The 25,321-nt window shown below is 53.5% G+C and carries 21 protein-coding genes; 11 read left to right on the forward strand and 10 right to left on the reverse strand.

The features are described from left to right. The first annotated feature begins 125 nt into the window (after positions 1-125). Positions 126-1,166 (forward strand): LacI family DNA-binding transcriptional regulator, encoded by a 1,041-nt coding sequence (locus DD586_RS09110; RefSeq protein WP_012884518.1) that lies wholly within the window; start codon positions 126-128, stop codon positions 1,164-1,166. A gap of 22 nt (positions 1,167-1,188) precedes the next feature. Here DD586_RS09110 and DD586_RS09115 read toward each other — a convergent pair whose 3' ends face one another. Genes DD586_RS09115 through bglB form a run of 3 tightly spaced genes read right to left on the reverse strand, consistent with a single transcriptional unit; the run spans position 1,189 to position 6,170 of the window. Beyond that, positions 1,189-2,535, reverse strand: coding sequence for an MFS transporter (locus DD586_RS09115; protein ID WP_012884519.1), 1,347 nt, complete (start codon positions 2,533-2,535; stop codon positions 1,189-1,191). Between the two features lie 36 nt (positions 2,536-2,571). Beyond that, entirely contained in the window at positions 2,572-5,055 is a 2,484-nt protein-coding gene (locus DD586_RS09120) for a PA14 domain-containing protein (protein ID WP_012884520.1), read from the reverse strand. Positions 5,056-5,093: 38 nt separating this feature from the next. Further along, the gene (bglB, locus tag DD586_RS09125; RefSeq protein ID WP_012884521.1) at positions 5,094-6,170 is read right to left on the reverse strand and encodes a beta-galactosidase BglB; all 1,077 of its coding nucleotides are present in this window, start codon (positions 6,168-6,170) and stop codon (positions 5,094-5,096) included. A gap of 369 nt (positions 6,171-6,539) precedes the next feature. Between bglB and DD586_RS09130 the strand changes: the two genes are divergently transcribed. After that, entirely contained in the window at positions 6,540-7,163 is a 624-nt protein-coding gene (locus tag DD586_RS09130; protein ID WP_012884522.1) for a glutathione S-transferase family protein, read from the forward strand. A gap of 142 nt (positions 7,164-7,305) precedes the next feature. Here the strand turns inward: DD586_RS09130 and DD586_RS09135 are convergent, their stop codons facing one another. Both DD586_RS09135 and DD586_RS09140 read right to left on the reverse strand, forming a co-directional pair. Further along, complete coding sequence (locus DD586_RS09135; RefSeq protein WP_012884523.1) at positions 7,306-8,337, reverse strand: methionine synthase; 1,032 nt, start codon at positions 8,335-8,337, stop codon at positions 7,306-7,308. Positions 8,338-8,364: 27 nt separating this feature from the next. Continuing rightward, entirely contained in the window at positions 8,365-9,342 is a 978-nt protein-coding gene (locus DD586_RS09140; protein ID WP_012884524.1) for a DUF1852 domain-containing protein, read from the reverse strand. Positions 9,343-9,891: 549 nt separating this feature from the next. Here DD586_RS09140 and DD586_RS09145 point away from each other — a divergent pair. Then, positions 9,892-10,986 (forward strand): helix-turn-helix domain-containing protein, encoded by a 1,095-nt coding sequence (locus DD586_RS09145; RefSeq protein WP_012884525.1) that lies wholly within the window; start codon positions 9,892-9,894, stop codon positions 10,984-10,986. Here the strand turns inward: DD586_RS09145 and DD586_RS09150 are convergent. Further along, complete coding sequence (locus tag DD586_RS09150) at positions 10,928-11,980, reverse strand: alpha/beta hydrolase family protein (RefSeq protein WP_012884526.1); 1,053 nt, start codon at positions 11,978-11,980, stop codon at positions 10,928-10,930. The genes DD586_RS09145 and DD586_RS09150 overlap by 59 nt on opposite strands. 346 nt (positions 11,981-12,326) lie before the next feature. Continuing rightward, the gene (pptA, locus tag DD586_RS09160; protein WP_012884527.1) at positions 12,327-12,557 is read right to left on the reverse strand and encodes a tautomerase PptA; all 231 of its coding nucleotides are present in this window, start codon (positions 12,555-12,557) and stop codon (positions 12,327-12,329) included. A gap of 87 nt (positions 12,558-12,644) precedes the next feature. Here pptA and DD586_RS21990 point away from each other — a divergent pair, with 87 nt between their 5' ends. Beyond that, on the forward strand, positions 12,645-12,818 hold the full coding sequence (locus DD586_RS21990; RefSeq protein ID WP_157668896.1) for a hypothetical protein: 174 nt from the start codon (positions 12,645-12,647) through the stop codon (positions 12,816-12,818). 33 nt (positions 12,819-12,851) lie between these two features. Here DD586_RS21990 and DD586_RS09165 read toward each other — a convergent pair whose 3' ends face one another. Together DD586_RS09165 and pdxR are read right to left on the reverse strand one after the other, a co-directional pair. After that, complete coding sequence (locus DD586_RS09165; RefSeq protein ID WP_012884528.1) at positions 12,852-13,946, reverse strand: ABC transporter ATP-binding protein; 1,095 nt, start codon at positions 13,944-13,946, stop codon at positions 12,852-12,854. Between the two features lie 388 nt (positions 13,947-14,334). Further along, complete coding sequence (gene pdxR, locus DD586_RS09170) at positions 14,335-15,822, reverse strand: MocR-like pyridoxine biosynthesis transcription factor PdxR (protein ID WP_012884530.1); 1,488 nt, start codon at positions 15,820-15,822, stop codon at positions 14,335-14,337. A 125-nt stretch (positions 15,823-15,947) separates the two neighbouring features. On the opposite strand from pdxR, the gene DD586_RS09175 reads away from it, so the two are divergent. The 5 genes from DD586_RS09175 to DD586_RS09195 all read left to right on the forward strand — a co-directional run bounded on the left by DD586_RS09175 (position 15,948) and on the right by DD586_RS09195 (position 22,208). Further along, the gene (locus tag DD586_RS09175; protein WP_012884531.1) at positions 15,948-17,213 is read left to right on the forward strand and encodes a 4-aminobutyrate--2-oxoglutarate transaminase; all 1,266 of its coding nucleotides are present in this window, start codon (positions 15,948-15,950) and stop codon (positions 17,211-17,213) included. 21 nt (positions 17,214-17,234) lie between these two features. Further along, positions 17,235-18,695 carry an NAD-dependent succinate-semialdehyde dehydrogenase gene (locus DD586_RS09180; protein WP_012884532.1) on the forward strand — a complete coding sequence of 487 codons (1,461 nt, stop codon included), beginning with the start codon at positions 17,235-17,237 and terminating at the stop codon, positions 18,693-18,695. Between the two features lie 323 nt (positions 18,696-19,018). After that, the gene (locus DD586_RS09185; RefSeq protein WP_012884533.1) at positions 19,019-20,050 is read left to right on the forward strand and encodes an ABC transporter substrate-binding protein; all 1,032 of its coding nucleotides are present in this window, start codon (positions 19,019-19,021) and stop codon (positions 20,048-20,050) included. 34 nt (positions 20,051-20,084) lie between these two features. Then, positions 20,085-21,356 (forward strand): ABC transporter permease, encoded by a 1,272-nt coding sequence (locus DD586_RS09190; protein ID WP_012884534.1) that lies wholly within the window; start codon positions 20,085-20,087, stop codon positions 21,354-21,356. Positions 21,357-21,389: 33 nt separating this feature from the next. Next, complete coding sequence (locus tag DD586_RS09195) at positions 21,390-22,208, forward strand: ABC transporter permease (RefSeq protein ID WP_023639526.1); 819 nt, start codon at positions 21,390-21,392, stop codon at positions 22,206-22,208. A 103-nt stretch (positions 22,209-22,311) separates the two neighbouring features. On the opposite strand, the gene DD586_RS09200 is transcribed toward DD586_RS09195, so the two are convergent. Next, complete coding sequence (locus DD586_RS09200) at positions 22,312-23,091, reverse strand: DeoR/GlpR family DNA-binding transcription regulator (RefSeq protein ID WP_012884536.1); 780 nt, start codon at positions 23,089-23,091, stop codon at positions 22,312-22,314. Positions 23,092-23,204: 113 nt separating this feature from the next. On the opposite strand from DD586_RS09200, the gene hisN reads away from it, so the two are divergent. Together hisN and DD586_RS09210 are read left to right on the forward strand one after the other, a co-directional pair. Further along, positions 23,205-23,996, forward strand: coding sequence for a histidinol-phosphatase (gene hisN, locus DD586_RS09205; protein WP_012884537.1), 792 nt, complete (start codon positions 23,205-23,207; stop codon positions 23,994-23,996). A gap of 75 nt (positions 23,997-24,071) precedes the next feature. Then, positions 24,072-25,250, forward strand: coding sequence for an MFS transporter (locus DD586_RS09210; protein WP_012884538.1), 1,179 nt, complete (start codon positions 24,072-24,074; stop codon positions 25,248-25,250). Positions 25,251-25,321: the final 71 nt, after the last annotated feature.

Consider the following 25,321-nt stretch of genomic DNA (forward strand, 5'->3'; position numbering starts at 1 on the left):
AGCGAAACGGAGACACCGGTGCCGAAATTGCCTATTTATATGGCTTTGCTAACAGCAACTATTTCACCACATGGTATAAAAAAGGTCTTTGGGATTACGCTGAGCGAAGGCAGAAAGGATGGGATATGAGTAAACCAGATAATAAGGAAGAGCGCGACGCGGGATATCGCCGGGTACGGCTGGAGGATATTGCCACCCGTTGCCGAACTTCGCTCAGTACGGTGTCACGAGCGCTGTCAGGTGAAAAAGGGGTTAGTCACGAACTGCGTACACGGATTCAGGAGGTGGCGCGTGCTATGCGTTATACACCGGCTCAGGAGCTGTGCGGTGCGCGAATCGTTCTGGCTATTTCGCAGGTAGCGATGCTGGATTATAACCGCTACCAGTTTAGCTGGTATGTGTTGCAAGGATTGAAAGAGCGAGCGAAGGTGCTGGGCGTTGATCTTATTACCCATCCTCTCAACGATAATAACAATGGTGCTTTGCAGGCGCTGCTGGAAGAACCTGACGTGGGTGGGGTATTGGCATTGACGGTGGATGACGGCGTCTTTCTGAATACGTTGGTGAACCTGAAAAAACCGGCGGTCTTAGTGAATACGGAAGATCCGTTGATGCGGTTGTCCAGCGTGCTTCCCTGTAATCGTTCGGCGACGCGCATGGCCTGCGAATATCTGCTGGAACGCGGGCATCGCGACATTCTGTTTTTAACCCATCCCGGCCGACGGACGATTGAACAACGGGAAGACGGCTGGCGTGAAGCGATGCGCTGTCGCCAACTGGTGTGCGACAACTCACGCGTCTTGACGGTAAGCGACTGGTTGCCAGAGCTGGCGGAGCAGGCGGTGATTGCGCGCTTGAGCGACAATCCAAGTGAGTGCACAGCGATACTGTGTGCCAATGATTCGTTGGCGCTCGGCGCGATTAATGGCGTACGGTCCTTAGGACTACGCGTGCCGGAAGATATTTCGGTGATCGGTATGAATAATCTGCCGCAGGCCGATTTTGCGACACCGCCATTGACCACCGTTCATCTTCCAGTACAGGAAATTGGCACTCTGGCGCTAGAGCTGTTGCAGGATATGATTGCGGGTAGTGTTGAGACGCCAAGGCGTATTGAGCTGGCATGCTCCATTGTGGAACGTCAATCGGTGGCCCGCATCGAGTGATGCGGCCAACCGATAAAGCGGGTTAATCAAAATTAGCACGTTCCATTTTCGGCACTAACAGGAGATACATAACCGCCCATGCCAGTAGGTAAGCGACGGAGCTGATGGCGAAAAGAGCCCAGTAGTTACCTGATGCATCGAGAACTGCTCCAATTACGGTAGAGAAGATGACGCTGCCGATCATCCCAAACGTGCTGCCGATCCCCACGACTGAGCCGACGGCAGCGCTTGGGAACAGGTCGGATACTGAGGTCAGAATGTTGGCGGACCAGCCCTGGTGAGCCGCGGCGGCCAAACCAACCAGCGCCACTGCAGCCCACAGATTTTCAACCTGAGTGGCGGCGAAAATCGGCAAAACAAGGCAGGCGCAGATAAGCATCGTGATTTTACGCGCGCTGGCGGTGCTGAAGCCTTTGCTCATCAGCTTACCGGGTAACCAGCCAGCACCCAGGCTGCCAACGATGGCGAAGAGATAAATCACGATAAGCGGCAGGCCTAAGCCTTTCATGTCGATACCGCGTGATTCATGCAGCCATTTCGGTAGCCAGAAAAGGAAGAACCACCAAATTGGGTCGGTCAACATTTTACCTAATGCCACCGCCCACAGTTGGCGATAGCCCAACAGACTCGACCATTTAATGGCGGAAACATTAACGATCTCTTCTTTATCCTGAGCAATCCAGGCCTGCTCTTCCGCACTGGTTTTCGCTTTCACCGGACCAAAGGCGAGGAACCAGGGGATCAGCCACAGAAAGCCAACCGCACCCAGAATTAAGAACGCGCCTTGCCAGCCATAATGTATCGCGATGAGTGGAATCAGTGCCGGAGAGATCACCACGCCGATATTCACCGCGACCCCGAGAATGCCGGTCGCCAGTGTACGCTCCTTTTTGGGATGCCACTCGGCAATCACTTTCATCGCGGCCGGGAAGTTGGCGGATTCACCAAGCCCGAGCAGTACGCGTACCACCGCAAAACCGGTGACTGAACCGGCGACAGCATGCAGCATCGCCGCGGTGCTCCAAACGACCATCGCCACCGCATAACTCATTTTGGTCCCTAGTTTGTCGATAATTCGCCCACATACCAGCGTGCCGACACCGTAAGCCACGGTAAAAGCATTGACCAGCCAGCTGTACTCTATCTCCGTCCAGCCGATATCTTTTTGCAGCATCGGTGCCAGCAGACCGAGAATTTGACGGTCCATATAGTTAACTGTCGTAGCAAATACCAGCATGGAACACACTACCCAGCGATAGTTGCTTTTCGGTTTAGCCTCTTCGAGTGCGGGATTGTGCAGACTGCTCGGATTAACATGACCAGAGGTACGCCCTGAAGGTGCTGACTGTTTGTCGATTTGTGTATCCATTATTATTTCCCTTGCCCGGTCTGTGTCGGGTGTTGGCTACAGAGGAAGTTCACAGCTACTGCCCACGACGCTCCACTGCTGAGGGTCAAGCGTGCGGCCTTCGGCGTTCACTCGCCCGTCAGCAAAGAAACGCACTGTGCCGTACAGCGGATCGTTCACTTCTATGCTGCCGTCGTCGTGCTGAGTCATTGCCAGGCAACTAAAGCGCGTGCTAAAGGTGTCCAGACTGCTATCGACACGGTCGTTGATGCGCACCAGCCAACAGGTTTGCCGCCCGTTAAGGCGAATTTCACAGTCTCGGGTTGGGCCTGTATTCACCGTTTCAAACGCCTGGTTTCCCATCAGTAACGCCATCCCGTCACCGCTGCGTACGGCTGCGTACTGGTTGTTGATAGCGACCTCATCAAACTGGCTTTGCGGCAGCCACGCGTGGGTAAAGGACGGTTGGCCCTCGTGCAAATTGAAAATCAGCACGGCCAATCCTCGATATTGCTGAACGCGGGGGAGCGTGCCGCATCCACCCCAGTAGGAGGGGCGACCGAAGCCACCGTGCAGGGTCTCTCCCGGATGATTGATCCAGATCTGCGCTTCGGGTTGGCTGCCAAGGCGTAAATGAAAAGGTGTCTCCTGATAGCCCCATTCACCCCAGCGGTAGCCCGCTATCGACCCCATTGCCGCATGGCGGTTTTTGTAGTGATACAGTCGGGCAATTCGGTTGGCACCTTGCGCGAAACACCACTCGGTAGCGCTCTCTTTTTGCCAGGCGGCAACGTCAGCGAGCTCCCTCGGCGGGTTGAGCAGGCCGTCACGCAGCAGAAGTGCTAATTGCGGCAGTGCATGGAAGCGACAGCCGTAGTTGCCTTTTCCCCAGAGCAAACGCGAAATGGCCGCAAGTTCCAGAGAGCGTCCGGCGCGTAGGGTGTGTTCGTACGAACGTCCCTGCGAGGCGGTCAGAAAGCCTTGATGGGCTGAACGGGCAATCTGCGTGAGCAGGCGCTCTATGGCTGCAATCGCGCGTTTGCTTATCTGCGCGTCGCCTGACAGCGCCGCGAGTGCGGTTAATCCTTTCAGGTCAATGGGGAAATAGGGCGCAGAGTTCCATTCGGCCATTTCGCATTGTTCAAAATGGTCCAGCCATGTGATGACGCGCGCTTTACCTGCCGCCGCCTGCTCACGTCCGCTACGTCCAGAGCGAGTGAAAATAGCCTCTGGGAAGAGATTGCCCGCCAGTAGCGCCGCAGTGTGGAACAACAGGGCGTGATTTTCAGAGAAGTACCATTGGACATCGTTGCCCGGTTCATCCATCCAGTATCGAAAGCGCAGGATGGCGTCATCAATACGCCCGCGTACTGCCGGATCGATCTCATCGGCCCACACTGCGCGGCACCACAACAGCGGAACAAGGGTAAAGTCTGCGCAATCATGACAGTCGAGTACGGACGGCAAAACGCCATCCAGCATCTGCTGGGTTTGCTCATCGTTAAGGCCGCAGGCCAGACGCGCCAGAGCTTTGACGCTGCTGTATTCACCTTCATGAGCGACCACGCTGAGCGCTTCAGCAATTCGCGCCTCCTGTGTTTGTGGGACTGCCTTCTGCCGGTCGGCGTGGCAGATTTCAACCCCCAGGGTGCGGCTAATCTGGAACCCTTCGCGTTGCAGCGTTATGTGGAAATTGCGGAAGTCCGCGGGGATCTCTTCGCTTTCAGCGATGGCTACCAGCGACTCACCGGCGGTCAGTCGGGTGTGAAATGCTACGGGTTTATCGAGTGAGATAAAATCGCCCAGGACATTGACGTGTAACCTATAGTCCGTCGAGGAAGGCTTCGGGAATGCCAGGCGAATGGTGCCACGGTTATACACTGGATACTCAAAGGAAACGCCATCCAACAGCTGTTCCATCTCTTTGACCTGTGTGTCAGACAGGGGTGTTTCCAGCGCAATGTGTAGCGGCTCGCCAGCGAGGTAGTCGAGTTCGAAAAAGAAACGAATATCACGTTCGGCTAAATCATCAAACCAGAGCTCAAGCTCGTTTTTTCCCGCATGCAGTGACAGGCTGAATTCACGCTGGCTTTCCAGATTGCGCTGGTAATCAGCCATCCAGAGTACTTCTTCACCATTCAGCTTTAGCACCGCTCCGCCACAGGTTGTCAGGCGAAAACGATATTCACCTGCCTGCGGGCAATCGAGCAGCGTTCTGGCCCAGGCCCCAACGCGGGTTGGACGGAACCAAAAACCGGACAGATCGACTCTGTCTGAGGCAAAAGGGAACCACCAACGAGAATAGTTTGCGCTTGCAAAGGGTTGTGGCTTTTTCTCGGAAAAGTGCTGGCGAAAAATATCACGGCACGGGTAAGTATGCGGAATGAAGTTCTTATGTTTGCTTAAAAAGAAAAACGGATCCATTTCGCCTGCCATCGGTAAATCCACTGTGTCATAGCGTAAACTTGAAATATCGGATAGCTGCCAGTAGCGCACAGCACTACCTGCCGTTAAATTAAAATTACTATATTCGATAGCCATTATTTTTTTCTCCGAAAGAGAATGGTTTGATTTTATTTTTAATTAACGAAATGCAATCCTTCACTCAGGCATAATATTGCCAGCGCCTGTCCATACCCAGTAGGTTGTAATGGAATGTCTTTATAAAATTGCAGTGTCCTCCCCATTCGAGTGCCATAAGAAACATTATGGACAGTCCCCTTGGCATCAATATTATCCTGAACAATTGCCAGCGCTTTCATGCCCGCCTGTTGCCACCGTTCATCGCCAATTCCCATACGTGTGCCTTTTAATAAGCCATAGCCAAAACCGGCGGTTGCGGAAATTTCGGTATAGGAGTCAGGATGGTCGAGCAAGGTGTGCCATGCGCCGTTATCTGCCTGTAAGTCAATCAGCGTATTGACCTGCTTTTTCAGACACTCGATCAGGTATTCGCGTACGCCCGTGTCTACATCGGCAAGATCCAGTAACTCGAGGATGCCAACAGTAATCCACGCATTGCCACGCGCCCAGCGGGCATTGGCAAAGTTGCTGTTCTCGACAAAGCTCCAGCCGTGGTACCACAAACCGGTTTGGGGATCATTGAGGTAGCGTGCATGCAGCAAGAACTGACGCACCGCTTCATCAACCAGTTCTTTGCGCCCGGATACCGTACCGTAGTGCGCCAGGAACAGCACGACCATGAACAGCGTATCGTCCCAGAGCTCCATCTCATTAATGCCGTCGGAAACCACATGCTGGAAGCCTTGTTCTGGTGTACGCGGGAGTTCGGTCATCACACGGGTTGCCCAGTTATCCAACACCTGCTGATAATGGGGCTGCCGGTGATGAGACCAGAAAAGCGATAAGGGAAGCATCGGTGCGGTGGTATTAACGTTCAAGCCCGGCAGCCCTTTTTCAATATTTTTCTGAAACCAGTTATCGATAATTTGATAAAGGTCATTCGATTTATTATTTTCCCATAAACGCACCAGTCCAAATAGCCCAACGCCCTGTGGCCATTCCCAACTGGCAAATGAAATATAATCTCCGATGCTACCGTCAAGATTGGGTTCATTAAATCGTCCATTATCTTTTAATTCAGTAAATCCACTTAAAAGTAAGTCTATATTTTTATTCAGAGTGCGTTTTTCCATTTTTATTCTCAGTCAGCGCGTGATGATTATTTCAATAATGATTAAATCACTATGTATTTAATATGCGCAATACGAAAAAATTTTGCGTTCATATTTTGTGAGCTTTGACAATATTTAATCAGACCTTGTTTTTTTATTTTTTTCATCGTAATAACTGGAACTATTGATAAAACAAGAGGTTGCTGGAACGGTGTTTCATTTTTAGAGGAGGGATTGCGAAAATTTTTTGCGTAGTTATCACAGCGCCTATTGATGATGTCGTTGTCCACGACGTGCCGCAACCGGCAGTGCTCTGTTGCCAGTAGCAACAAGGCATGAAGTTGGTGTAGTGTTTTTAAACGATTAATCACGCGGAAGGGCCTTCGAAGCATGCTGAAAATACTGGGTAAAACGACGTCAATCAATGTGCGTAAAGTACTCTGGACCTGCGAAGAAGTGGGGCTGGATTATGTTCAGGAAGATTACGGTAGCGGATTTGCCTCGACGCAAACCGATGCCTTTCGCGCCATGAATCCGAACGCGATGGTGCCCGTGTTGATTGACGATGAGTTCGTGCTGTGGGAATCGAATTCGATTTGCCGCTATCTGGCGCGTAAAGCCGGGCGCGATGACTTACTCCCCAATGAACCGCAAGCGTGTGCCAACGTCGAGCACTGGATGGATTGGCAGGCGACCGAATTTAATAACGCCTGGCGTTATGTCTTCCCCGCTCTGGCGCGCAAGAACCCAGCCTATAACGATCAGAATGCGATTGCTGAAGGCATTAACGCGTGGAACCACTGTATTGGTATTCTGGAACAACAACTCCAGCGCACCGGTGCATGGGCGGCAGGTGAGACGTTTACGCTGGCGGATGTGGTGCTTGGGCTGTCGGTGAATCGCTGGAAAATGACACCGTTTGCCCATCCCGATGTGCCTGCTATTGACGCGTGGTTTATGCGTTTGAATCAGCGGCCAGCATTTTTGCGTCATGGCAATAATGGTATGGTCTAAAAAGTCGGGTTGACGGCATCATATCAATTCGCCGCTTTTTATCCGCCATCACGTAATGATCAATATGACGCAGTCCGTGTCTGGCGATTGAGTTGAGCGCCTGACACGGACTGCGTTTTTCATGATCGATAATCCAGCGGTGTTATTTAGCCAGGATCTCTCTGCGCACGATATCTGCGCCTGCGCTTAATGCGTTGAGTTTGCCTATGGCGACCCGACGAGATAAAGGAGCCATACCACAGTTGGTAGAAGGATAGAGCTTATCGGCATCCACAAACTGAAGCGCTTTTCGTAGAGTATCGGCGACGTCCTCTGGTGTTTCAATGGTATTGGTTGCCACATCAATAGCGCCTACCATGACTTTTTTACCGCGAATCAGTTCCAGCAGATCCATGGGAACACGCGAGTTATGGCATTCCAGTGAGATGATATCGATAGCCGATGTTTGCAGTTTGGGAAACGCTTCTTCATATTGCCGCCATTCTGACCCTAGCGTTTTTTTCCAGTCGGTATTGGCCTTGATGCCATAGCCATAGCAAATATGTACAGCCGTTTCACATTTCAGCCCTTCAATGGCTTTTTCTAACGCAGCGATCCCCCAGTCATTCACCTCATCAAAGAAAACATTAAATGCCGGCTCATCAAACTGGATAATATCGACACCCGCTGCCTCTAATTCTTTCGCTTCCTGATTGAGTATTTTTGCAAATTCCCAGGCGAGCTTTTCACGGCTTTTGTAGTGGTTATCATAGAGTGTATCAATCATCGTCATCGGCCCCGGCAACGCCCATTTAATGGGTTGCCGGGTGAGTTGACGTAAGAATTTGGCATCTTCAACAAAAACGGGTTTTTGACGCGCTACGGCACCGACCACTGTCGGTACGCTTGCATCATAGCGATTACGAATTTTAACGACTTCACGTTTCTCAAAATCCACACCGCTCAGGTGCTCAATAAACGTGGTGACAAAGTGTTGGCGTGTTTGTTCGCCATCGCTGACAATATCAATACCCGCACGCAGTTGATCAAATAGCGACAGACTCAGGGCATCTTTTTTCCCTTCAATCAACTCTTCGTTCTGTAATTTCCAGGGGGACCACAGCTTCTCAGGCTCTGCGAGCCAGGAAGGCTTGGGTAAACTGCCCGCAGTCGAGGTGGGTAGCAATGTTTTCATAGCAGGTGACCTTATATTTTTGGTGAATCAACGCGCGTAATGGGCAGACCATTGTTCAAGAATATGTTTGTATGGTTTGATGAAGTGCTCTTCAGTAAACTTCCCTTGTTTAATCGCTAACTGGCTGCGCTCTTCCCGATCATAAACAATCTTTGTTAATGAATGATCCTGGTTATTCAGGTTGGGTTGATAGTATTGCCCCGCGGCAGAGTTAGCATTGTAAATCTCAGGTCGGTAAATTTTTTGGAAAGTCTCCATCGTGCTGATGGTACTGATAAGCTCAAGATCAGTGTAATCACTCAGTAAGTCACCAGAAAAATAAAAGGCCAAAGGCGCAACACTATGTTGTGGCATAAAGTAGCGAACCTGTAACCCCATTTTTTCGAAATACTGTTCGGTTAAAGAAGAACCATTCGGCTGGTATTCGATACCCAATACAGGATGCTGGTTTCCAGTGCGATGATAGATATCTTTGCTGGAAACACTTAAGCATATTACAGGTGATTTTTTAAAATTATCTTTGTATTCCTGTGAGTTGACGAAATGCTTAAATATATTCCCATGCAAATCGCCAAAGTTATCTGGAACGCTAAATTCGGCGTGGTTATTGTTATGTTCTAACAACAACACACTAAAATCATAATCTCGCACATAAGAAGAGAAGTTATTGCCTACAATACCTTCAATCCGTTGATTTGTTTTTTTGTCAATAATGTTCGTTTTCAATATTTCAATGGCCGGGAAGGTGCCGTCATTATTGGCAAGATGCAGGTCAACAGAGATGATTTCAAGTTCGACAGAATAACGATCACCTTTGGGGTTATCCCAATGCGCCAATGTATTGAAGCGATTATCAATCATCACCAATGTGTTGCGTAAGTTCTCCTGGCGGCTCGTTCCCCTGGCCAAATTCGCAAAGTTGGTGGTGATGCGCGTATTTTCGGAGGGGTTATAGTTCTCATCGAAGCAACTGCTCTTAATCGTAAACGTAAAATTTGTAGTCATCGCGTTCTTTTATCCTGTTGCCTGATATGAAAACCTTGTTAATACATTGATAGTAAATGACTTTATCTTATCATTTAGTGGTCTTCATGTTGCTAATACGTTAACTCAGCATATTTTATGCCAGAGTTGCTGGGTGAGTGAAAGAGACTTTATTTCATTACAACATGAGCCATATTCATGGTCAGGCATACGGTCAGGTCAGGGAGGGGGTAGGTGGTCGAGTCTCACAATATTAACCAATGCCTTATTTGGCATTCTTATGCCAATGCTAAAAGAGGTAAAAGCCGTGGTGGCGAACGACAGACAGATTGATTTGTATAACAAGGCCCATCCTGAGCCTTGTTCTTGACGGGATAACACGAATTTCTGCACAGCAACCGGTGAGCACAGCGTCTCATCATTGAACACCGACTGATACTATCCGCGTAATGTGAAGACGGCCCTAAGCGAGGTGCTCGCTTTTTAACAGTTGTATAAATCCTATCCGATAAAGGTTCGCTTTATACTCCCGCAGAGCGATATCTCGGCAAAATGACGTCAAAGGAGACAATGCGCAGGCAGGTGTGTAATTATTATTGGTATTTTCCTATTATGGTTTGCCACATGTTCTCTGTTCCTTTTCCGGTTGTTACCTTACTGGCCCTACTTTTCTTACTGGTGATGACGCTGTTGCCCGGAAAACCACGTCACCGTGGTACATTGCATTTTCTTGTCGCCTGCGTAGTCCTGCTATCTGTGAGCATGCTCCGCTGGGAATATGACTCTATCATGTTGCGGAATATTCAGTCAGGGTTAGCAATGTTTCTACCCCCTGTCGCCTGGCACAGTTTCATCTCAATGACGGACATTACCAGGCAACGGCGCTTGTTACTGCTATTTGTGCCTGCCGCCGTTTCATTATGTATCAGGATAGTCTGGCCAGTTTCGATTGATTTTATTCTCATTGCGCTATTTGCTGGCTACGGATGCAGCCTGTTTCGTATTGCATGGCAGGGAGAGCAGCAGTTCACTCTAAGCCGACTGGAGGAATTATCACAGACGACAAAGATGGCCTTTTTCGCGGGTTGCTTTCTGTGCATATCCGCAGTGACGGATCTTCTGGTCGTATTTGACTTCGATATCAACGGTGGAAAACTGGCTCCTGGCATGGTTGTTATTTTTCAGATAATACTACTGCCGCTTATCGGTATTGCTATCATCAGCGCAGGAAGGGCGGCTGCAATGTCTGGAACGGATTCCGGGGAAACACCACCACCGGCATGTTCAGTACGTTCTTCGGAAGATGTGTCGGAGGTGTATACACGGCTTGAGACGCAGGTTCGTGAAAAGCAACTCTACCTTAACTCCGATCTGACACTCAGCGCCCTGGCGAGGAAAACCGGTATTCCTGCACGACATCTTTCAGGGGCGGTAAACGCGGTAAAGCAGTGTAATGTCTCGCAGTGGGTCAACGGATTCAGGATTGAACGGGCGAAGGAATTGCTGCTGAGCTCTTCGTTGCCCGTTACGGAAATTATGCTGGAGTCTGGATTTATCACTAAATCGAATTTTAACCGGGAGTTCCAGCGAGTAACTGGCGTGTCTCCTACTTTATTTCGCCAGCAGGCACGTGATAATTCAGAGATAAGCTCAGGAATGAACTAATTTCACGTACCAGCTCCTTATGGATATCTGTCCGGCTGGCACCATTGCCGTCACGGCATACAATGCCATTGCCCGGTGAGTCTTCATCAATGACTTGTTCAGCACCGGTTTTACACAATTGCATAAAACTGAAGTGGGTTGCGCCGTCAATGGTGTCGAAGTGGCTCCACTGTGGCGACATCTGTGCGGCAATATACCCTGACTCCTGGCTGAAAGGCAGTTCTCCCAGCCTGTCATTACGGGCCGCCAGAATCAGTACAGGTATGTTGATATCACGCAGGCTGTGAGGCGTAAAACCGGGGGCTAATCCGAGGTCAAGAGAAACGACGGCTCTGATTCTGGCATCCCTGTAGTCTGCAGACAGTTTTTCCTGTGCCGACGCGTCATTTATGCCAAGATTTTCCGTTAACTTACAGTCACCTCGCTGTGGGTATTGCTGGCAGTCATGCAGCAATCTCGCAGGATCAAACCGGGCACCTGCCAGCGACATGACCGTCCACCCTCCGAGGGAGTGCCCTAAAGCGGCAATGCGGTCGTTGTCTGTTTTCCCGAATAATTCTGGAGTGTTAATGACGGAATCAATAACCCGGGCAATATCGCGCGGGCGTTTCCACAGTTTTTTAGCCTCAACAGGGTTCTGGTTAAAGATAGTTGTTCCGGGATGGTCCGGTGCCGCAACGATGTATCCCTGCATTGCCATGGCTTGTGCAATCCACGACAGACTTCGCCAGCTTCCATTGTAACCATGTGATATCACAAGAAGAGGGTGTTCTCCTGATAGTGGAGGCGCATTGCGGATGACGGGAACGCCGATAAAGGCGGGATTCTCTCCTACCGTTTCCATAGTTTCTCCAGCAGGTGTTGGATACCATACTGCCACATTCAGCGGTTCCCCCTTCTGGTCTGACAATGTCATCAGCCGAAATCCTGGATACGCCTGAACCTGTATAGAAAAAAGTAGAACCGATAGTAAAAGGAGCGCTTGTCTTAACATCATGGATGCCTCTGTTGGAATAAATCAGCGGCTTTTTTACTATGCTGCGCAGCATCATGGCGTCCCGGAACACGATCCGGGGCGTCCTGCAACACGATCCAGGTCGTTAATGTGGGGAGCTGCGCCGGTCATCATCGGATATCCCCGCAACGGATCGAGAGCGAAAAGCGTTGCGACTCTTTTGGTGGGGGCACTCAAGCTAATGAAGAATAGAATTGCGGTGCATCACAAGGCCCACACGAACCTTGCGATACACCGGGTAACGGAAGCCGCTCAGTGGCATTATCAGTAAGACACTATCTCGCAGTAAGACTTTTATTACCGATAACGTATTCAGGCGTTGTTGTTACATCGAATAGCCCGGTTTTTTGGTGAGGTTATCCAGTTCTGGACCAATTTCGATATCGTAAACGGTGTCTTTCCAGCGATCTGGCGTAACTTCGGTTAACGCCACCGAGATAGACTTGTCTTCCGCGTTCAGGTACTTCTTGAGCAGGTCGCTGATATCGTTTGCCAAATCCTGTTTAACGGTTTCCGGCAGATTGCGGGGAAAATACTTGATGGCAACATGTGGCATAGCTAAGACGCTCCGTGTGTGAAAGTCGGTATTTGAGAGGGCAGTTAGCGCTGAAACACTCACCGCCTGTGGCGTGATCATCTTGGCATGCTTTTGGGCAGACGACTATCTACATCAAAGACGACTATCTACATCAAAGATGACTATCTGCTCAAAGACGACGGTTTACCTAACGAAGATGATTTACCCAGCGAAGGCGCGCTACCCAAACGTGGACTATCCGGATTAGCGGTTCGGCCCACATTACTGGCCCAGCGTTGATCGATGGTGGGATCCACGCCGAGCCGCGGCGTTTTACTGTACGACGACCACATCCAGTGCGCGCAGGTGCTCCGGCAACCAGGATAAGTGGATTTCACTGCCAATTTGCCAGTTCGGATTAACGTCGCTGGCGGGCAGTTTCACCATAAATTGCGGCTGTCCTGCTACCTCGGTCATCATGCGGACGTGATCACCAAGATAGATAAATTGCTGGATATGGGCACGAACCTGCTGGGCACCATCTGGCAGGACGCTGGCGTTAACTTTTACTCGCTCCGGGCGGATGCACAGATGGATTTTTTTACCCGGTGAACTGGGGCGCACTTTCAGCGCACGCAGAACGGTGCCATCATCCAGTTGAGCCTGATAATAATTGCCGTCGCTGCCGCATTGGGTGGCAATCAGCGTATTGTTTTCACCGATAAATTGCGCCACGAAGGTATTTTGTGGGTGTTCGTAGATATCGCTCGGGCTGTCCATCTGTTGGATGATGCCGTCATTGAACACCGCGACCCGGTCTGACATGGTCATCGCTTCGCTCTGATCGTGGGTGACGTACACCACGGTAAGTTCTAACGCCCGGTGTAGTTCCTTGATTTCCAGTTGCATATGTTCGCGAAGTTGCTTGTCCAGCGCGCCCAAGGGTTCATCCATCAGCACCAACCGGGGCTCAAACACCAGCGCTCTGGCCAGCGCCACGCGCTGCTGCTGGCCGCCCGACATCTGCGCCGGGTAGCGGTCAGCCAGATTAGCCAGCTTGACGCGGTCCAGCACGCGGTCCACTTTCTCTTTGATGTCACTGCGGTTCAGGCGGCGAATGGACAGTGGAAACGCCAGGTTTTCCGCCACCGTCATATGCGGGAACAAGGCATAGTTTTGAAATACCATGCCGATGCCGCGCTGATGTGGGGGGAGGTTGTGCAATGGGGTGTCACGCAGCAGGATTTCACCCTGCGTAGGCGTTTCAAACCCGGCCAGCATCATCAGACTGGTGGTTTTACCGGAGCCGGACGGGCCCAGCATGGTCAGGAATTCACCTTCCTGAATATCCAGATTCAGGTTTTTGACCACCAGACGATCGCCATCGTAGGTTTTTTGAATATTTTTGAAGCTGACGTAGGTTTTCATTCTTCCCTTCTCTCACGTGTCGTAGCTCGATGCTGATAATGACTTATGCATAAGTCGTGCCTGATACTTAATTGAGAAACTATTCTTATTGGTTTGGAATAAAAAAGAGGCGTCAGATGTTCAGCCGGTTACCGTGATGAACGCGGATGTTCGGCTATTACCCGGTGTGTTAACAGTGCATATTGCACAGCATTAACACTGGTGCAACAAATAGGATGCCTGAACAGTATGGTGCATTGTTTGCTGAGATTGCATCAAAATGGTGATTTTTTGTTAAGTGAAAGCACCAATGCTGTGCAATGGCGCGAGCGAAAACGTGAGGTTGGAGGAGGGCTACTGCCACCGATTGGGGAGGGTGGCAAGTAGGGGCGCGGCGCTCTCGGGGGCCTTAGTCGTGTGGCTTTTCCAGAGCGCGTAAACAGCGAAGAATCACGTCAAATGCCTGTACTATTTCAGCCTCATCCACACCGGCGTAACCGAGCAGCAGCCCGCGCTGATGCGTTGGGTGCAGGTAGTAACTGGAAAGCGGTTTGACCATCACGCCGTGTTGCAGAATACGGGTGGCCAGCACCACGTCATCGATGGGGTCGGGCAAGCGCAGAATCAGGTGTAGCCCGGCGTTACTGTTATAGCCGAGGTAGCCATCTCCTAAATGCTGCACGATCAATTCGCTCAACAGCGCGCGACGGCGGGCGTACAACAGGCGCATACGTCGGATGTGGGCGGCGTAGTGCCCTTCACTGATGAACTGGCTTAGCGTTAGTTGCGTCAGCAGGTGCCCGCCACGGTACAGCTCGGCGTGCGCTATTTTCAGTTCTCGCGCCAGTTGCGGCGGCAGCACCATGTAACTGACTCGCAGCCCCGGATAGAGTGTTTTGCTGAAGGTGCCGATGTAGATAACCGGCGGTTGCGTCTGGAGCCCTTGCAAGGCCGGAATCGGGCTGCCGGAAAAGCGGAATTCGCTATCGTAATCGTCTTCAATGACCCAACTGTTGTGCTCCTGCGCCAATGCCAGCAACCGCTGGCGACGGGCCAGGCTCATCACCGCCCCTAACGGGTACTGATGTGATGGCGTAACGCAAATCAACCGGGGCACCGAGTGCGGCGAGACATCGTCCGGCGGCACCATGCCTTGCTCATCTACCGCCACTGGCGCGACACGCAGGCCATTGATGGTCAACACATTGCGCATGCCCCAATAGCAGGGGTCTTCAATCCAGGCCAAATCACCCGGGTTGCACAGCATTTTGGCCAGCAGATCCATCGCCTGATGGGTCCCTTCGGTGATCAGGATTTGTTCCGGTGTACAGGTCACCGAACGCGCCACCCGCAGGTAGTCCACCAGCGCCTGTTGCAGTTCCGGGCAACCGCCGATCGGTGAGTAAGAGAGTTGTTCCGGCTTCAGGCGGCGCGACAGGCGGGTTTGCAGCCGCCGCCATAGGTCATGCGGAAAGCTGGCGATATCCGGAACACCCGGCATAAACGCCCCCCACTGGCGAGCCGATGCACCGGCATACCCCAGCAGATGCATACCCCTCCGGGAAATTTCCTGTATGGCCGGACGCAGTGGCGACAGCGTATCGTCGCGCATATCCGGCGTATGGGTGTCTGGCAACTGTTCGGTGACGTAACTGCCGCTGCCGGTACGGGTCTCGATATAACCTTCCGCCAGCAGTTGTTCAAAGGCGGCGATCACCGTATTGCGCGATAGCGATAACTGCTGCGCCAGGTCGCGGGACGAGGGTAAACGCCGTCCCGGCGCGATATCACCAGAGAGAATCGCCAGGCGGATGGTGTCGTACAGCCGCTTGTTGAGGGTGCCTTCCAACTGGCGTTCCAGCCCCTGCAGCAGCAAATCGGTCAGTAGTGAGCGCAAAGTGGATCCTTTAAATATTAAAAACTGGCTCTGGATTATAGGGCCATAGAGGAGATAAATAACAACATCGTAACGTCAATCGTCAACCCTTATTGGGTGGTGTGTTCATCGAATCGGAGCGGAAAATGAGTAACAGCGAATTGAATCAACGTCGTTTGGCCGCCACGCCGCGTGGCGTGGGTGTGATGTGTGATTTCTATGCCGACAAGGCGGAAAACGCCACCCTGTGGGATGTTGAAGGGCGCGAGTATATTGATTTTGCAGCCGGGATTGCGGTACTGAACACCGGCCACCGTCACCCTAAACTGCTGGCGGCGGTACGCGAGCAACTGGAAAAATTCACCCACACCGCCTACCAAATCGTGCCTTACGGCAGCTATGTGGCGCTGGCAGAACGCCTGAATGCACTGGCGCCGATCGCTGGTCCTGCCAAAACGGCTTTCTTCACCACCGGGGCCGAGGCGGTTGAAAACGCAGTGAAAATTGCCCGCGCTTACACCAAACGCCCTGGCGTGATTGCCTTTGGCGCGGCGTTCCACGGCCGTACGCTGCTGACCCTGACGCTGACCGGTAAAGTGGCTCCGTATTCCACCGGTTTCGGCCCGTTCCCAGGGTCCATTTTCCATGCGCTGTACCCGAATGCCCAACACGGCGTTACGGTAGAACAGGCGCTGGAGAGCATTGATCGCATTCTGCATACCGATATCGGTGCCGATCAGGTCGCCGCCATTCTGCTGGAGCCGGTACAAGGCGAAGGGGGATTCAATGTGGCACCGCCGGAATTCATTAGTGGTGTGCGCCAACTGTGTGACAAATACGGCATGTTGCTGATTGCCGATGAAGTACAGAGCGGCTTTGCCCGTACCGGCAAGGTGTTCGCGATGGAGTATTACAACGATAAAGCGGACCTGATCACCATGGCGAAAAGCCTGGGTGGCGGCTTCCCGATTTCTGGCGTGGTAGGGCGTGCCGAGGTGATGGACGCACCGGGCCCCGGCGGGCTGGGTGGTACCTATGCGGGTAACCCGCTGGCGGTGGCCTCGGCGCTGGCCGTACTGGATGTGATTGAAGAGGAACAACTGTGCCAGCGTGCCCAACGCCTTGGCGCTACACTGGTTGAAGCGCTGGAACAGGCGAAAACCGCCAACCCGGCGATCGCTGATATCCGTGCCCGTGGCTCAATGGTGGCGGTGGAGTTTACTGACCCGCAAACCGGCAAACCGAGCGCGGAAATCACCAAAAAATACCAGCAAGCGGCGCTGGAACAAGGGCTGCTGTTACTGACCTGCGGTACGCATGGCAACGTGATCCGTTTTCTGTATCCGCTGACCATTCCGGATGCCCAGTTCAGCAAAGCACTGTCTATTCTGGCCCAGGTTCTGGCGAAGTGAGCTGTGAGCGAAAAGGTAGCTATGCAACTAAAAAATAAAGCGTTATTCCGCCAGCAATGTCTGATTGGCGACGAGTGGCAAGACAGCCATAACGGCGCTCGCCTGAGCGTGAACAACCCGGCGACCGGTGATGAACTGGGCAGCATTCCGCTGGTCACGGCGCAGCAGACTCAGCTGGCGATTGCGCAGGCCGAGCAGGCGCTGGTGGCGTGGCGTCAGCGTACCGGTAAAGAGCGTGCGGCACTGATGCAGGCATGGGCGCAATTGATTCGTGACCATCAGGATGATTTGGCGGCGATCCTCACCGCTGAACAGGGGAAACCGCTGGCGGAAGCCCGTGGGGAAATCGCTTACGCTAATTCGTTTATCGACTGGTTTGCCGAAGAGGCGAAGCGGGTAGAAGGCAGTGTGTTGCAGTCGCCGCAGGCCAATCAACGCCTGCTGGTGATTAAGCAAGGCATCGGCGTATGCGCGGCGATCACACCGTGGAACTTCCCGGCGGCGATGATTACCCGTAAAGCGGCGCCTGCACTGGCGGCTGGGTGCACCATGATAGTCAAACCGGCGGAGCAGACACCGTTCACCGCACTGGCGCTGGCGGAGCTGGCGCTACAGGCGGGCATCCCTGCGGGTGTGTTGCAGGTGGTGACTGGCGAAGCCGCCTCAGTGGGTAAAGTGCTGTGTGATAGCCCGGTGGTGCGCAAGCTGAGCTTTACCGGGTCTACCGAAGTTGGCCGCATTTTGATGGCGCAAAGTGCGCCGACGGTGAAAAAACTGTCGCTGGAACTGGGCGGCAACGCGCCGTTCATCGTGTTTGACGATGCCGACCTGGAACTGGCGATAAAAGGCATTCTGGCGTCCAAGTTCCGCAATAGCGGGCAGACCTGTGTTTGTGCCAACCGCATTTATGTTCAGCGAGGGATCTACCCGGCACTGGCTGCACGGCTGGTGGAGGAGGTGGAAAAACTGAGCGTGGGCGAGGGGACTCAACCCGGCGTGACGCAAGGCCCGCTGATTGATCAGGACGCGGTCGGCAAGGTTGAATTGCATATTAGCGATGCGCTGGCCAAAGGGGCGACGTTGCTGACCGGCGGTTCACGCCATGCGCTGGGCGGCACGTTCTTTACGCCGACGGTGATAGGTGGCGTAACGCGCGAGATGCGGTTTGCGCGAGAGGAAACCTTCGGGCCGGTGGCACCGTTGTTCCCGTTTGACGATGAGGCGCAGGCGGTGGCGATGGCCAACGACACCGAGTTTGGCCTGGCGGCCTACGTCTATACCCGTGACGCCATCCGCCAGTGGCGTGTGCCGGAAGCGCTGGAGTACGGCATGGTCGGCATTAATACCGGCCTCATTTCTAACGAAGTCGCCCCGTTTGGCGGGGTAAAACAGTCGGGGTTGGGACGAGAAGGTTCACGCTTCGGCATTGAGGAATACCTGGAGATGAAATATCTCTGCGTTGACCTTACCCCATCAGCCTGACGACGGATGCATTCGGATGAACAAGGATGTTCATGTCAGGTACGGTCGGGCCAGTCTGGTGCAGTCTGTTTACCCACTGCACCATAACAAGGCAAGCCCTCCGCCGACTGTCGCAGTCAAAAACAGGCTATCAGATTAAAAATAACACCAGCACTGTGCAGTTTGCACAGCGTAGCACTTCCACGGCTCCATCCGGCGGTTTTTAATCCAGTCGATAGAAACTGGCATGAAAACTGCTATACAGAATGATGTCATGCATCAAAAAAATTTAAGGGTTTTCCCCTTATGGACATACGTTGACTACTCTCTTTAGGAGCCAGACCATGTTGAAAAAATTTGCACTATCCGCTCTGCTCGTTGCCATGGCCTCCCAGAGCTGGGCTGATAATCTGACCGTGATTTCCTTTGGCGGCACCAACAAAGACGCACAGGACAAGGCGTTTTATAAGCCGTTCCAGGCCGCGGGCAAAGGCACGATCGAAGCCGGTGAATACAATGGTGAAATGGCTCGTATCCGCGCAATGGTGCAGACAGGGCAGGTTGGCTGGGATGTGGTGGAAGTGGAAGGTCCGGAACTGCTGCGTGGATGTAACGAGGGGCTGTTCGAACCGCTGGACTGGCAAAAACTGGGTCATCAGGCTGACTTTGTTAAAGGTGCCGTCTCGGAATGCGGTGCCGGGATTTTTGTCTGGTCCACGGTGCTGACTTACAACGCCAATAAATTACAGCAGGCCCCCAAAAGCTGGGCTGATTTCTGGGATGTGAAAAACTTCCCCGGCAAGCGCGCGCTGCGCAAGAGCGCCAAGTTCACGCTGGAAATCGCTTTGTTGGCCGATGGTGTGAAACGTGAAGATGTCTACACCGTGCTGGCGACCCCGGCGGGTGTCGATCGCGCGTTCAAGAAACTCGATCAGATCAAATCCAATATTCAGTGGTGGGAATCCGGTGCACAGCCGTTGCAGTGGCTGGTGGCCGGGGATGTGGTCATGACCTCTGCCTACAATGGTCGCGTGGCCGTGGCGCAGAAAGAAAAACCGGGCATCAATATCGTCTGGAAAGATGGCCTGTACGATTTGGATAGCTGGGCGATTGTCAAAGGCTCCAAGCATAAAGCGCTGGCTGAACAGTTTATCGCGTTCGCTAACCAGCCGGAAAACCAGAAGGTGTTTGCTGAAAACATCGCTTATGGGCCGACCAACAGTAAAACCACTGCGTTACTGAACCCGGCCATCAGCAACAACCTGCCGACCGCTCCGGATAACCTGACCCAGTCTGTACAGGTCGATACCGAATTCTGGATTGATCACGGCGAAGAGCTGGAACAGCGCTTCAACGCCTGGGCTGCCCAGAAGTAATCCTGAACCGGTATTGAACAAGGAGAGCACGCTTATGTCCCAGAGTGAGATGTTGAAGGCTGAACCGCCAGTCGGTAATCAGGAAGGTCGCACCAGTCTGAAACAGCAACTGCGTCAGGCGCAGGCCCGCTATCAGAAACGGTCGCTGTTGCTGATAGCACCCCTATTCCTGTTTATTCTGGTCAGTTTTCTGTTCCCGATACTGTCGATTCTGGGCAAAAGCGTGTCTAACCCGGACTTGCGCGTCAGTATGCCGATGACGGTGGAGGCGATGCGGAATTGGCCTGGCAAAGCGGTACCGGATGAAAGTGTGTTTCGTGCGCTGGTGAGCGATCTGCGTAATGCCCGCAGTACCGGGCAGGTCGCCACGATCACCAAGCGGCTGGGGTATGAAGACAGCCAGTACCGCACGTTGATTACCCGTACTCTGCGTAAACTGCCGTCGGATGAACAGCCGGGGTTGCGTGAGCAACTGATCGCCGAGCAGCCGATGTGGGGTGAGCTCAACACCTGGAAAACCATCGAGCGAGCGTCAAGTCCGTTTACCAGCTATTACCTGCTGGCGGTGTTTGACCATAAGGTCGACCCACAAACCGATAAGGTGGTGGCGCAACCGGCAGATCAGGCGTTGTATGTTGATGTGCTGATGCGCACGTTGTTGATGGCCGGTGTGGTCACGCTATTGTGTGTGGCGTTGGGGTATCCGCTGGCTTACTGGCTGGCGAAACAGCCGGATAACCGCGCTAATTTATTGATGATTCTGGTGTTGCTGCCGTTCTGGACCTCACTGATTGTGCGAACCGCCAGTTGGATCGTGTTGTTGCAATCCGGTGGGTTGATCAACCGTTCACTGATAGGTCTGGGCATTATTGATGAGCCGCTGGTGCTGGTGTTTAACCGCATCGGTGTCTATATCTCCATGACCCATATTCTGTTGCCGTTTTTTGTGCTGCCGCTGTATGCGGTGATGAAAGGTATTTCACCTAACTATGTTCGGGCGGCGATTTCGCTGGGCGCGCATCCGTTTCTGGCGTTCTGGCGGGTGTATGTGCCGCAGACTTACGCTGGGGTGACGGCCGGTGCGTTGCTGGTGTTCATGATGGCGATTGGCTACTACATTACGCCCGCGTTGCTCGGTGGGCCTGGCGACCAGATGCTCAGTTATTTCGTGGCGTTTTTCACCAACACCACCATGAACTGGGGAATGGCGGCCGCGCTGGGGACGCAACTGTTGGTCATCGTGGTACTGCTGTATGTGGTGTATATCCGTGTTACCCGCACCAATGCGGAAGCGGCGGCGCGTTAAAAGAAGGAGCAAGCGATGAAACCGATGAAGGAAATGAGACAACAGGGATCGCAGCTGTTGCGGATGTGGAATGGCTTCTTCAATTTTTATGGCGCGGCGATGTTGCTGTTTCTGATCGTGCCGGTGCTGGTGATTGTACCGCTGTCGTTTAATGCCGGGTCGTTTCTCAGCTATCCACTGGCCGGATTTTCCCTGCGCTGGTATCGGGAGTTTTTTCACTCCAGTGAATGGCTCGGTGCGTTGGGCAACAGCCTGCTGATTGCACCGCTGGCAACGATACTGGCAACCGTATTGGGTGTGCTGGCGTCGGTGGGGCTGGTTCGCGGTGAATTTCGCGGCAAGTCGCTGGTGATGGCGGTACTGATTTCACCGATGATCGCCCCGGTGGTGATCGTGGCGGTCGGGATGTTTTTCTTCTTCGCCAAGCTGTCACTGCTCAATAGCTACATCGGGTTGGTGCTGGCCCATGCCGTATTGGGGGTGCCGTTCGTGGTAATTACTGTTACCGCGGTGCTGAAAAATTACGATCAGAACCTGACCCGCGCCGCTGCCAGCCTGGGGGCACCGCCGTTGCTGGCGTTTCGTCGGGTAACCCTGCCGCTGATAGCACCCGGCGTGTTCTCCGGCGCACTGTTTGCGTTCGCTACCTCGTTTGATGAGGTGATTGTGACGCTGTTTCTCGCCAGTCCGCGCCAGCGCACGTTGCCATTGCAGATGTTCGCCGGGATCCGTGAAAACCTTGACCCGACTATCGCAGCGGCGGCGACGATGATGGTGGCTGCCGCGCTGGTGCTGTTGGTGGTGATGGAAGTGCTGCGTCGTCGTTCGGAGAAATTGCGCGGCGGGCATTGATTCCAACAGCGGGTACTGCATAACGCCATTTATCTCTGTTATGCGCCCTTGCCAGAACTGGCAAGGGCGCTGCTTTTTTGTCTGTGGGTGCGACGGGGGCGGGTTAGCGTGCTTCGGCAAACCGTATCGTCATTTTTTTGTCGCGAAAAGGCGCGAGTTTATCTGGCGAAATGGTCGCCTCTACCACCAGTGTGGCGATATCTTCGCAGGGGATGACATGGTAACGGGCGATGGCCGGAAGTTTGTCCGAGGTCATCGCCACCACAACCTCGTTGCTCTTGCCCACCGCCGCGTGCTTGAATTCGGCGTCTTCATAGTCAAACACCGTTAGCCCTTCGCTGGCATCCAGTGCGCAACCGCCCAGAAAACAGAGATCAAAATAGATATTCTCCAGTTGTTTTTGCGGTGTGATACCCAGTGCGCCGCCGGTGCGGGGTTGTACCCGGCCACCGAGCATAATCACCTCGGCATGGGAGGATTTCATCATTTCCAGCGCGATAGCTGGCGAATTGGTGACGACAGTGACGGGCAACGTAGGCGGGATCGCCCGGGCGATGGCGAGGTTGGTCGAGCCAGAATCGATAAATACGCACTGATTAGCCTGAATCAACGCAGCGCAGGATTGCCCCAGCCGGTCTTTCGCGTCGCTGTCGGCAGAAGCCCGAGTAATAAAATGCCCGTCAGCCGGTGCCAGGCTGACCGCGCCGCCATATACCCGCTTGCATATCCCTTCACGCGCCAGTTCCTGCAAATCACGCCGGATGGTGTGTTCCGATACCTGTAATTCTTGCGACAGTAACGTACAAACCACCCGGCCTTCCTTCGCTAATCGATCGCGGATCAACGATTGTCGTTGTTCAGGGAAAGATGCATAATCGAGCATAACCAAGCCTTTTAATTAATTTAATCGAGCATAACGAGCAAAATTAATCATTGGGACGACGACTTGTCAATTAAATAGTGGTGATGTGCAGCCTATCGAAAGAGGTGAGAGCCATGAGTCAGTCATTACCGGATATCGCGTTTTTTCATCGTCTGGCTGACGCCGCCAGTCAGCAAACCCTGCCGCGCTTTCGTTCGCAGCAGAATCTGCATGTCGGTAGTAAACCCAAAGAAGGGTTTCGTTTTGATCCGGTGACGGATGCTGACCGGGAAGCGGAGCGGGTGATTCGGGCGCTGATTACCGAACACTACCCGGATCACGCGATCATGGGGGAGGAGTTCGGCACGACCGGCAGCGGTGATATCCAGTGGGTGTTGGACCCGGTCGATGGCACCCGGCCGTTCCTGTGTGGACTGCCGGTGTGGGGCACGCTAATTGGGTTGTTGTATCGCGAACGTGCGGTGATGGGGATGATGAGCCAGCCGTTCACCGGCGAAGCCTTTTGGGCGGATGGCGAGCACGCCTGGTACCGCGGTCCGCAGGGGGAAAGACGACTGGAAACCCGCAAGAACGTGCCGCTGGATCAGGCTATTTTGCACACCACATCGCCGGAACCTATCGAGCGCCATCCGCAAGTCCACTTCTGGGATCTCACCGAGCGTACGCTAATGACCCGCTACGGTGGTGAATGCTATGCGATGGCGATGCTGGCGGCCGGGCATATCGATATCTGTCTGGAATATTCGCTGCAACCTTATGATATTGCGGCGTTCATCCCGATTGTGGAGCAGGCCGGCGGTGTGGTCACCACGCTACAGGGCACACGGGCGGAAGCCGGCGGGCAAATACTGGCGACGGGGTGCCCGCGCTTACACGAAGACGTGCTACGGATCCTGAATGGGTAACGCCGGGTACGTTAACAGGCCACATGCGTCGCAGTGGTCATTGGTCTATTTCTTTCTCATGAGACGATATCGTTTATGCAACCGTTGACGGATTCCCAGAATATTTCACCTTTAGCTGCCCCGTTGTTTGATGAACCGGGACGGCGCGAACAACGTGCGACGCGCGTGATGTTTTTTTTAGCCGGGTTTGGGACGGCTGTTTGGGCGGCGCTGGTGCCGTTCGCCCGGCTAAATACCGCCGTGGATGACGGCATGCTTGGCCTGCTGTTGCTGTGTCTGGGGGGCGGCGCGCTGGTGGCGATGCCGCTAACCGGCATGCTGACCACGCGCTTTGGCTGCCGTAAGGTGATTTCGCTGGCGGTATTGCTGTTCTGTCTGATCTTACCGTGGCTGGCAGTGATCCCGAGTGCGGCGCTACTGGCGCTGGCATTACTGATATTCGGTATCGGAGTTGGTACCACCGACTGTGCGATGAACGTACAGGCGATTTTGGTGGAGAAAGCCTCAGGTAAAGCCATGATGTCAGGGTTCCATGGGTTTTACAGCATTGGCGGTATCGTCGGTGCCGGGGCGATGAGCGGCATGATGTCGCTGGGGCTGTCGCCGCTGGTGGCGAGTCTGATCAGTGTGGTGGTGATGGTGCTGTTATTGCTGACGCATCTGGCCGGTTTGCTGAGGTACGCCAATCCGCCGGAAGGCCCGGCGTTTGCTATCCCCCGCGGTACGGTACTGGTGCTGGGGTTGATCTGCTTTGCCGTGTTCCTGGCGGAAGGCGCGGTGCTGGACTGGAGCGCGGTCTTTCTGACCGAATACCGCGGCATGCCGGATGCGCAAGGTGCGCTCGGTTTTGCGTGTTTTGCCGCCACCATGACGCTCGGTCGTCTGACTGGCGATCGGGTGATAACCCGACTGGGGGCTCAGCCGGTGGTCATGCTGGGGGCCGCGCTGGCGGTCAGCGGGTTGATGCTGGCGGTGTGGGTTCCGTACTGGTCGGTCGCGTTGCTCGGTTATGCGCTGATTGGGTTGGGATGTTCCAACATTGTGCCGGTTATGTTCTCGGCCATCGGGCGTCAGACCAGCATGCCGCAGGCGGCGGCGGTACCTGCGGTTACCACGCTGGGTTATCTGGGAATCCTGGCTGGACCGGCAAGTATCGGGTTTATTGCGCATCACAGCAGTTTGTCGGCCGCATTTTTGGTGGTGGCGGTGTTGCTGGCGCTGGTTGGGCTGAGTGCCAAAGCGGTGAAGGTCTAGTCGTTCGTGGTATGGCAGCAAAGCGCGGTGATGATTTCGCTTATCGTTGGTTTTGGCGACGAACAGGCCGT

The organism is Dickeya parazeae Ech586 (assembly GCF_000025065.1).
Lineage (GTDB): Bacteria > Pseudomonadota > Gammaproteobacteria > Enterobacterales > Enterobacteriaceae > Dickeya > Dickeya zeae.